The organism is Campylobacter sp. 1569, assembly GCF_024723675.1.
Lineage (GTDB): Bacteria > Campylobacterota > Campylobacteria > Campylobacterales > Campylobacteraceae > Campylobacter_D > Campylobacter_D jejuni_C.
This window is the reverse complement of the sequence record NZ_JANQDB010000004.1, coordinates 119,777-130,742: the sequence shown is the minus strand read 5'-3', so window position 1 is coordinate 130,742 and position 10,966 is coordinate 119,777. Positions and strand designations below refer to the sequence as shown.

Annotated in this window: 9 protein-coding genes; 1 reads left to right on the top strand and 8 read right to left on the bottom strand. The window is 28.9% G+C overall.

The genetic code is table 11. The features are described from left to right. The 8 genes from CAMP5060_RS03395 to mqnE all read right to left on the bottom strand — a co-directional run. A partial coding sequence (locus CAMP5060_RS03395) for a cache domain-containing protein (RefSeq protein WP_337217902.1) occupies positions 1-678 on the bottom strand: 678 nt, incomplete at its 3' end. Between the two features lie 73 nt (positions 679-751). Next, positions 752-1,492: a pilus assembly FimT family protein gene (locus tag CAMP5060_RS03390; protein ID WP_087699440.1), complete on the bottom strand. Its 741-nt coding sequence runs from the start codon at positions 1,490-1,492 to the stop codon at positions 752-754. Next, positions 1,489-2,646: a hypothetical protein gene (locus tag CAMP5060_RS03385; protein WP_337217901.1), complete on the bottom strand. Its 1,158-nt coding sequence runs from the start codon at positions 2,644-2,646 to the stop codon at positions 1,489-1,491. The genes CAMP5060_RS03390 and CAMP5060_RS03385 overlap by 4 nt, the downstream gene beginning before the upstream one ends. Positions 2,647-2,652: 6 nt before the next feature. Beyond that, positions 2,653-3,186: a hypothetical protein gene (locus tag CAMP5060_RS03380; RefSeq protein WP_261544971.1), complete on the bottom strand. Its 534-nt coding sequence runs from the start codon at positions 3,184-3,186 to the stop codon at positions 2,653-2,655. A gap of 2 nt (positions 3,187-3,188) precedes the next feature. Further along, positions 3,189-5,588: a molybdopterin guanine dinucleotide-containing S/N-oxide reductase gene (locus CAMP5060_RS03375; protein ID WP_337217900.1), complete on the bottom strand. Its 2,400-nt coding sequence runs from the start codon at positions 5,586-5,588 to the stop codon at positions 3,189-3,191. Positions 5,589-5,653: 65 nt separating this feature from the next. Beyond that, the gene (locus tag CAMP5060_RS03370) at positions 5,654-6,094 is read right to left on the bottom strand and encodes a phosphoribosyltransferase (RefSeq protein WP_087700255.1); all 441 of its coding nucleotides are present in this window, start codon (positions 6,092-6,094) and stop codon (positions 5,654-5,656) included. A 9-nt stretch (positions 6,095-6,103) separates the two neighbouring features. Then, complete coding sequence (locus tag CAMP5060_RS03365; RefSeq protein WP_261544973.1) at positions 6,104-7,420, bottom strand: NCS2 family permease; 1,317 nt, start codon at positions 7,418-7,420, stop codon at positions 6,104-6,106. 8 nt (positions 7,421-7,428) lie between these two features. Then, positions 7,429-8,493, bottom strand: a complete 1,065-nt coding sequence (gene mqnE, locus CAMP5060_RS03360; protein ID WP_087700259.1) for an aminofutalosine synthase MqnE — start codon at positions 8,491-8,493, stop codon at positions 7,429-7,431. A gap of 115 nt (positions 8,494-8,608) precedes the next feature. On the opposite strand from mqnE, the gene CAMP5060_RS03355 reads away from it, so the two are divergent. Next, on the top strand, positions 8,609-10,963 hold the full coding sequence (locus CAMP5060_RS03355) for a nucleotidyltransferase (protein ID WP_337217905.1): 2,355 nt from the start codon (positions 8,609-8,611) through the stop codon (positions 10,961-10,963). Positions 10,964-10,966 lie beyond the last annotated feature (3 nt).

Below are 10,966 nucleotides of genomic sequence, written 5' to 3'. Positions count from 1 at the left end.
ACTAAGCATTTTTTCCTGATCCTCATGAAATATCACCATACCTTCTTTGTCATACACACCTGCATAAGAGCTATCAGAATGACCTAATGCTAACACATCTTTAGAGAAAGTATTGAGATTATAAACTCCACTTACTACACCTATAAACTTACCCCCCCCCTTGTCGCTATATACTGGAATAGAATACGTTACAACCATTTGTCCGTTTAAAACTATACTCTTATAAGGATCGGTAACAATTAGCTTTCCTGCTACTTTTGCTTCTTTATACCATGGCCTTGTTCTTGGATCAAATTTACTAGGATCATTATGAAGATTAAATTTGGTGTCAATTTGATAATCTTTACCCGAATCTTCCAAACCAAAATGAATGGTATCAAAGCCACCCGATCTTTTTGCGGTATCTAAAACACTAAAAATTTCCCTATCATTAGCATTATGCACAATATTACTTAAGCTATATGCTAGCGATTCTATAATACTTCTTTTGCTATTTGAATAACTTGAATACATATAGTTAACATCAAACATGGTTTTCTTTTGTATTTCTTCTAGATAATAACTAGTACTTTCTTTAGATTCATAATAGCTAATTATATTTACAACTATTAGTATAATTGCTATCAAAACGCAAGCTATTGTAGTTAATTTATTAGACAAGCTATTAAATTTAAACATTGATACTCCTTGTAATAATTTTATTAAAAATTATAGTAAAAATAAAATAAATTACTAATAAAATAAAAAATAATTACAAATTATGACAAAATATTTGTTTATTATTTAAAATTATATTTTGTTCTTTATGGGAGGTAAATTTAGGAATATAAGCATAGCCACTAATAGGATTTATAACAATACATATATGTTGATTTTGGTTATTAGATAGTCTTATAATGCAATCATTATTAAAAGATACAAGTTTATCATAAGTACGCGTGGCATTTTTCAAAGGTGTATATAAGTGGCCATAATCATCAAAAACCAAACGTGTACTTCCTTTACAAACACCTTCAAATAAAACTTTAGATATACCATAAGTTTTTTCTATATTGTATTTTAAATTTGCCTTAAAATCATTTTGATTTATCACTCCACTTTGACCTGAATTCATTAATATATCAGGGTTGATAAGATCAACAGCTATTTCTCTATCTTTATTAATCATATTTTTACCTATGTTTGCATTACCATCGCCATTTTTATCTAAAAAGATGGTATAAGTTTGCTCATTATTGGTAGCAGATTTAGAGCGTATAAAATATAATTGCCATTTAGCCTTAAACCACTCTCGTTTAGCAATGTTAAATTCTTTTGCTCTAAAATCATTTTGTATTAAAGCTAAATGTCTAGTGTATTTAATATCATTTAAAACTTGCTCAGCTCCTAAACGCAAATAATCAGGCTTATAATAAACATAAGCCATAGAAAATAATAAAGATAATATAATACAAACAAAAATTAGCTCTATTGAAGTAAAAGATTGCTTCATTTTATAGAATAATAAACTTTATGATTACCCAAACTAACATAAATCCTACTAGCTTTTTTACTAGAATGAAGCTCTAATTTGCCTTTAGAAATACCATAAAATTTAAGTCTTAAAGCTAGTTCTTTATCTTGAGCAAAAATATGAGTGAGATTGCGTTGTTTTAAATTTAACGCTAATTCTTTAGCTATATGATAATCATAGGCAAAATGTTTTTTGGGATCTTTTAATAAATAATAAAAACTTTGATTAAAAATAATACCAAGATAAAAAAATAATAAAAATACTAAAGAACATTCTATAAAAATTTTATGTTTTAAACGCAGCTGTGGCATCCTTGAGCGATAGGAAGACATTAAATAACGAATTAACAAAGGAGTACAAACTACACAAAAAGGTAAAAAATCTTCTAAAAAAAGTCTTTGCCTTATAGAAAAAATTAAACAAAAAACAAAAGTAGTTGCACTAATAAACCATAAAAGTGGCTTATCATCTTGCAAAAGAATTCTATAAACAACATAAAAAAAATAAAGGAAAATTAAAGGTGAAAAACAAGCTGCAAAAATACCCAAAGTATCTAAAAAATACCCCTTAGGCTTTCCACTTGCATCAAATCCATAGACACTCATTGCAATAGCAAATAAAATTAAAGAACATATAATAAGCAATTTATCTTTTTTATAAATAGCATAAAAGAAAAAAGATAAATATAAAATTGCAAAATTTGCATCTATCAAAAGAACTAAAACTAATAAAACATAAAATAAAAATATTTTTTTATATTCAAATAATACTAAAATTAAAAGGGTAAAGAATATCACAATACTTGATTCATTAACAAGCAAAGCACTAGCCACACTACCAGGAAGCAATATAAAAAGCACAACAGAAATAAAGGCATCAAAGGAAGTTTTGGTATATTTTAAAGCTAAAATATATAATAAAACACAGCTTAAAGAATGTAATAAAACAAAAGGGAGTCTTAATCCAAAATCATTTTGACCAAAAAGAGTAGTCCCAAATCTAGCGATCATAGCAATTAAACTATGATCATAAAAATAAATTTGTGCTTCGTTGTAGCTTATAGATAAAGTGCTTATGCCATACGATAAAGCACAAAAATCAAAAAATAAAACGGCTAACAAATACCTTTTCATTTTTAATTAGTCAAGCTTTACAGGCCCATTACTTGCATGAGATTGCAAAAATCTTAAAATTCTATCTTTTTCTGCATCAGTAATTTTCGCAAAACCTTGCATAGCAGATAAATATGCATCCCATTCTTCCATTAAATGTTCTTTTGGTTTATGCGCTGCATGACAACTTGTACAAGTATCATAATAAGTTAATTCTATCTCATCCCAAGCAAGAATTTCTTGATCGGTTAAATCTTTACTTTTAACTAAAAATTCCATTTCATTACTTGCATTTTTAGTATTTAAAGTAAGTAAAAGATAAATTCCATCTTTGGTATAAGCAAGGCTTTTTGGATTTGACTCCACAACCTCGCCTTTAACTTTGATCAAAGAATATTCACCCTCTTCTTTTACAAGCTCTACTTTAGAGCCTTCATAAATTTGTCCTACTACTTTTTTACTAGCACTATCTAAAAGATCTACTTTTTCATTAAAAATAAACATATCTTTAGCAAATAAAGCACTAGCTAAAAAAGTCAATACTAATATAATTTTCTTCATTATTAAGCTCCTATAATTTCTGGTGGTGTAGTTGAGTTATAAGGTTTTATAACTTCTTTTAGTTTTTTAATACCCACTAGACAAGTATTTACACTAGTTGCTTGAGCCATAGTTGAAGTTGGTCTTGAGCTTGTTAAAACATTTACATGACCTGCATTACATCTTGGCTTGCTATCGCTCACATCTTCAGGATCATACCAAGCACCCTCTTGAATACTAATAACCCCTTCCATGATATTATCTGTTACAAAAGCACCTGCTAAAAGCGATCCACGATCATTATATACCTCTACAACTTCTCCATGAGTAATACCAAGCTTTTTAGCATCATTTGTATTAATCATCACAGGCTCTCTACCTTGAATTTTATACAAATCTCTTACCCAAGTATTATCAAGTTGAGAATGCACTCTATATCTTGGATGTGGGCTTACTAAATGGAAAGGATATTTTTTAACTAATTTTTCATTACCCAACCACTCAGCTGGTTCAAACCAAGTTGGATGTGCTTTAAAGTCTTCCAAGTTATATTTTTCAAATTTTGGTGAATAAATTTGAATTTTTCCGCTTTCTGTTGCAAGTTTATTTGCTATAGGATCAGCTCTAAATTCAGAATGTCTTACGAAGTTGTAAGCTTCTTTTGGAGTTTCAAAATGAATAAAACCTTGTTTCCAAAAATCAGCAAATTCCATATAATAAGGGCAATCACTTCTACCATAAAAACCTTCAAGCCACTGTTGTTTAGTTTTACCACCGGTGAATTTTTTATGTTCTCTCTCACCTATTCTTTTTGCTAATTCCTCAAAAATATCATAGTCATTTCTACTTTCAAAATAAGGTTCAATTACTTTTTTCATAGCATAAACATAATCTTGAGAGTAAGAACCACCAAAACTAATATCATCTCTTTCTAAAGTTGTAGTTGAAGGCAGTACAATATCAGCCATTTTTGCCATAGGTGTCCACCAAGGCTCGTGTACGATTAATGTGTCAAGTGTTCTTAAAGCTTTGATAAGCTCATTTGTATCCGGATGATGGCCTAAGACAGAAGCACCTACTACATACATCATTTTGATTTTTGGATAGGTAATTTCTTTGCCTTTAAATTTAACTGTTTTACCAGGATTTAAAATTGCCTCTGAAACCCTACTCGCAGGGATATTAGTATCAAGATTATTTTTACCTTGTGGTAAGCCTACCGGTAATCTTACGCCTGAAAATGCTTGCCCACCACCTGAATAATGCATAGAAAAGCCAAATCCACCACCAGGTAAACCTACTTGACCTATCATTGAAGCTAAAACCATTAAAGTCCAATCAGCTTGTTCACCATGGTGTGCTCTTTGCATAGCCCAATTGCCTGCTAAGAAAGTTCTATTTTTCACAAAAGTATCTGCTAATGCAGTAATAACTTTTTCTTCAACACCAGTAATATTTGCAGCCCAAGCTGGAGTTTTATCAATACCATCAGTTTTTCCAAGCAAATAAGGTAAGAATTTGTCAAAACCATCAGTGTATTTTTCAATGAATTTTTTATCGTATTTTCCACTTTTATATAAATAATTCATCATACCAAGCATTAAAGCTACATCGGTATTTGGACGAATTTTAATCCACTGGGCATTTAAAATCTCTGCTGTTTGAGTGTATTGAGGATCAATAGTAATAAATTTGATATTTGATTTGCTGTATTTTTTATAATACTCATCATTACCACGATTTGCAACTTTAAAATCAATTTGATTACATTTATAAAGATCAGCTCCCCATAAAACATAAACTTGGGTATTTTCTAAGATAACCTCGTGAGAAGTTTGTAAAGAATAAACCTCTAAATCCCCTACTATACTAGCATTAACTTTACCGGCAGCTCCATTACTATACTCTCCATCGGTGCCGATGTGACCACCTAAAGCAGTGTTAAAAAATCTTCCTGCTACTGAGTTACAATTGTGCAATAAACCTACATGCCCCCAAGCACCATAACTTGCATTAAATAAATTTTCAATAGGAGTTTCTTTTAATTTTTGCAATACAAGCTCTAAAGCTTTTTCCCAGCTTACTCTTACAAAAGGTTCTTTACCTCTTAATTTAGGCCTTTTCTTTCCTTCTAAAAAACTTTTTCTAACACAAGGATACTTTACCCTAGTGTCTGAATAAGTTCTATCAATGATAGCATCAGTGATAATAGAAGGATGTTTATCAGATTGTTGTGGAGTAACTTTTACAAGTTTTCCTTCTGAATTTACTTCAGCCCAAAAAGCACCAAAGTGAGTTGCATGAGGAATTTTTTTAGTATCATAAAATTTAGTTCCCTCACTTGCGGCCATTAAAGGGTTAACCGAAGCAATCGCTGAAGTAGCAGCAAGTCCTTTTAAAAATTTTCTTCTTGTTAAGTTCATATGCTTTCCTTTCATTAAATAAAATACACAATACCATTATAATATTTTTTTTTTTTTTGAAAAGCTTAAATTTTTATACTCCAAAAAAATTCAATCCACTCTCTAGCTTCTTTTATAGAAAATTCAGGGATTAATGAAGCCGAGGATTTGTAATAAACACTTGCTACTTTGAGTTCTAAATGAGGATATTTTTCCATTAAAACTTTTTTGATCTCCATCATAGTTTCACCGCTATCTATAATATCATCTACCAAAAGAATTTTTTTATATGAACTAAGATCAGGAATATTAAAAATTTTAATCGTATCTAATTTTTGAGTATCTTCATAATGAATAGAATTTAAAGAAAATAAATTTCTATTTCCCATACCTTCTGCTAAAAAATGACCTAAAGTCATACCACCTCTTGCAATAGCAAGTAAAACATCAGGGTTAAATTCTTCCTTAATTTTGCGCGTAAAAGGAATAATTTCTTTTTGAAATTCTTCATAAGCATAATAATACATAATCACTTCCTATAAAAATTGTAATAAAAATACCAAAGATGAAATTGCACTTAATACAATAATACCAAGATTAATTTTATCAAATTCTTTTTGCATGATACGCATAAATAAATATGCAATAAAACCAAAAGCAAAACCTGTGGTAATAGAATAAGTCAGTGGCATCATGATAATAATAAAAAACGCACTCACTGCTATAGCTTTATCTTTAAAATTAATATTTGCAACTTCCATAAACATTAAAACACCAACAAGCACTAAAATAGGATAAATAGAATTTGCAGGAATAGCTTTAAATACTGGCAATAAAAATAAAGTAAAAACAAAACATATAGCAGTAACTAAAGCTGTAAGTCCTGTTCTACCTCCTGCCTCTACCCCTGCTGAGCTTTCCACAAAAGCAGTTACAGTAGAGGTACCAACAACTGCTCCCATAGCCGAACTAGCCGCATCAGCGCCCAAGGTTTTGCCTAATTTTTTCTCACCTTGCTTTGGATCATCAAAGATTTTTCCTCTTGAGCCTACACCTGTGATTGTACCTACACTATCAAAAAGCTGTGTAACAAAAAAAGTAAGCACTATAGGAATCATACTAAGCTCTAAAGCTCCTTTTATATCAAGTTTACCAAATATTGCACTTAAACCATTATCTCCGCTTATAACTGGCATAGAAAAAAGTTGCTCTGGAAATTTAGCCCCATCAATACCAAAAATCCAAGCACACAAAGCACTGACAAAAACAGCTAAGATAAATGCGGCTTTAATCCTCCAAGCCCAAAAAACAAAAACCAAAAACAAGCCAAACAATCCAAAAAGCACTTTAGTGCTTGAAAAATCACCCAAACCTACTAAAGTTGCTTCGCTTTTAGTGATCATCCCCATTTGCACAAGCCCCATAAAAGCTATAAAAGTTCCAATACCTGCTGATATGGCTTTTCTTAAATCATTTGGTATGCTTTTTATCACCCAAATTCTAAAATTAGTAAAAGATAGCAAAGTAAAAACAATACCTGATAAAAACACAGCCCCCAAAGCACTTTGCCAAGGAATTTGATAAGTATTACACACGCTAAAAGTAAAATACGCATTTAGCCCCATACCCACACTCATAGCCACAGGAGTATTAGAGAAAAAAGCACTAAAAGTAGTAGCTATAATAGTTACTAAAGCAGTTGCAACAATTAAAGCCTCTAGTGGCATACCTGAATTACTCATAATATTCGCATTGACCGGTATGATATAAATCATTGCTAAAAAAGTAGCAATACCTGCATAAATTTCAGTTTTTACATCACTATTATGCTCTTTAAGTTTAAAAAAATCCATTTTTATCCTTAGTAAGTTTTTAATTCATTATACAAACTATCTCGCTCTATTGCTATATAACCTGAGCTTTGAATCATTTCTATAAAAGTTTTTAAACTCAAGCCATTTGAACTTTTTGCCCCACCTGCACTTTGTATACTTTCTTTTTCTATAGTACCATCTAAATCATTTGCACCAAAATCTTGAGCTACCATAGCTAAATTTATACCCATGGTTGCCCAATAAGCTTTGATATTTTTAATATTATCAAGCACTATCCTTGCAATAGCTAAGGTTTTTAAAATTTCTACCGAGCCAAGTGGTTTTTTACCTGTAATAAAACTATTATCTTGTTGCCAAACTAAAGGTATAAAGGCATTAAACCCACCGGTTTGATCTTGAAGATTTCTTAATCTTATCATATGATTGATTCTATTTTCTCTACTTTCTATATGCCCAAATAGCATTGTGGCATTACTTTGTCTGCCTTTTTCATGCCAAAGTTTGTGAATTTTTAGCCAATTTTCACTACTTACCTTACCATGACAAATTCTTTTTCTAACTTCTTCATCAAAAATTTCAGCCCCGCCACCTGGCATAGAATCAACACCATACTCAAGCATTTTTTCTATCACTTCTTCATAACTCATATTAAAAGCCCTGCTTAAAAAATCAATCTCAGCAGCAGTTAAGGCTTTAATATGCAAAAATGGATATTTTTCTTTAATCATTTTAAAAATTTCCAAATACCACTGCCATGATGTGTTTTTATTGTGTGCTGAAACAATATGAATTTCTTTAGTATCTCTTAAAACTGTTTCATCGACTATTTTCATTATCTCTTCGTGCGACATAGTGTAAGGATTAGGATTTTTCCTGTGTGCTGAAAAAGCACAAAATTTACAAGTATCTGCGCATATATTTGTAGGGTTAATATGGCGATTGATATTAAAATAAACCTTTTTATCGTGTAAATTAGTACGAATTCTTTGTGCATATTTACCTAAAGTAAAAAGCTCTAAATCCCAAAGTTTATTAGCTTCTTCTTCATTTAATCTTTCTTGATTTTCTAGTTTTTCTATAATTGTTTGCATATTCTTACCATTTTTTAAATTTAAATTACAATTATAATTTTAACTTACTTAAAATTTAATACAAAGTATTTTTGGTATGATACTAGTAAAATTAAATAAGGATTATTATCAAGTTATGGATATGCAAAAAATTCAAAAATTAAAAAATTCTTTAAAAGATTATGAAGCTTATTGTTCTAGACTTTTTTTAAAACAAGGTTCATTTAGTTTTTATCACTCTAAAGAAATTGATCGTTTTATAGAAGATGTTTATGAGCTTGTTTTGAATGATTTTTTCGATGATTATTTTCCGCATAATGATAAATTCCCTTTTTGTATCATCGCTATTAAACAATATGCTAAAATGAATTTAAGTATAAAAGAAAATGTTGATTTATTGCTTATTTATAAAGATATAAAAGCTTATAATATCAAGCCTTTAATGAAAGCATTTATTGCTTCTTTAAATGATATTAATTTAAATATCAATTATCAAATTTGTGAAATAAATGGACTTTATAATATAGCCAAAAATGAGCTAAAACAAAATATTTTACAATATCGTTATATTTGTGGATCTAAGATTTTATTCAAACAAATCAAAGAAAAAATTTCTCAAGCTCAAGATGAGTTAAAAGAAGAATTTGCTTTGAAAATTTTGCAAGAATTTAACCCTTATCATCAACCTTTAATTAAGCAAGAATTTGATATTAATAAAAATTTTGGCGGTTTAGATGAGCAACTTGATATAGAAAATTTAAGTATATTATTTAAAGATTCTCCTAAAAATTATATGCTTAATTTTATCAACGAAAAAGAATTAAGTGAATTTAAACTTGCGAGTGATTTTTTATTTTCACTTAAATGTGCAATGAATCTTTTAGAAGGTAAAAACACTAATTTATTCTTAATACAAAATTCACAAGAACTTGCTAACTTAATGCAAAAAAAAGAAAAGAAAAATTTAGATCTTAAATCCATACTTATTCAAAAAGCTATGCAATGCATGCAAACTTGTGGAATTTATACGCAATTTTTAGCAAGGTGTATCCAAGAAAAACACTATAAAGATAGTAAGCTTTATGAAACACAAGATAGCTTTTTTACTTATTCTAGCGAAAGTGAAAACCTAAGCTTGATATTAAATCAACTTTTAAAATTAGATGATAAAGATTATAATTTTGATATCAAACTCATTTTTGCATTAAAAAGAGCAGAAAATAAAGATGAAAATCTAGAATTATTCAAAAAGATCTTAAAAAGAAAACATTCTTTTGCTCTTTTAAAACTTCTTGCTGATGCTAATATTTTAAAAGATTTTTGCAAACCTCTTACTCAAAGTAAATTTTTACTCGAAGAAGAAGGTATTTATAGTGCATTAGATAGAGCATTACTTTGCTTAAAATACTTTGAAGAAAAAGATTATGACTTTGATGAAAATACACTTTTAATAATAAAACTCACCATACTTTTAAGTGCTATTCATGAAGAAAATGAAATTTCTTTAGCAAATATTTATAGAGCTTATGTGGGAAAATTTGAAATTGACAATGAGCTTTTAGATTTTGGCTTAAGATTATATAAAAATTTTAACGCTTTTAAAGACATTATAGAAAAAGAAGATATCTATAATTCTACTATTGTTTTAAATTTTATTTCCAAATTAAACGATATTAATACCTTAAAAACCTTACATCTTTTATCTTTTTGCAATGCTAAAGCTTTGGGCATAGAAAATCATTTTTATTATAAAAGCTTAGAAAGATTGTTTCAAAATGCATTAGAAGGCTTTGAGGATGAGAATTTAATTGATGAGAGCCAAAGAAGAGTAAAAAAAGAACAAACTCTAAAAAGAAGCAAGGCTTTTTTAGATCTTGATGAGCAAACTCAAGATAATATCACTCATATTAAATCTAATCTCTTTTTTATAAAAAATAGTTTTGAAAAAATCATTAAAATAACACAAATTGCACAAAAGGAAAATTTTACTTTTTGGCTTGATAATCAAGATAATTTTACCCTAGAGCTTATAATGAATAGAAAAAATAATCTTGAAAATATACTCAATACCTTAAGTTCTTTAAATTTAGTCTTTATGAGTTTCTTTGAATTATTTGATGAAAAAGTTTATTTGAAATTTGAATATTCAGATATAGTAAGCGATACTCAAAAGCAAAGTTTAGAAAATTTACTAAATTCTAAATTACATTTAAAAGTACAAAAAAAGGCAAAAAAACCAAACATTAAAAAAGATGAATTAAAATTAGATATGAATTATTCCAAAAGCTATGCCAAAATAACCTTAAACACAAAAGATCAAAAAGGTTTGATGGCTTATGTGATGGATGTGCTTGCAAGATATGATATTATCTTAAGCGCAGCAAAAATTCAAACCATAAAAGAAAGAACGCGAAATGTTTTGATTTTGCATAAAAATGAAAGCTTGCAAGATCATAAAGATCAAATTCTTAAATCACTAATAAGCGAGTAAAAG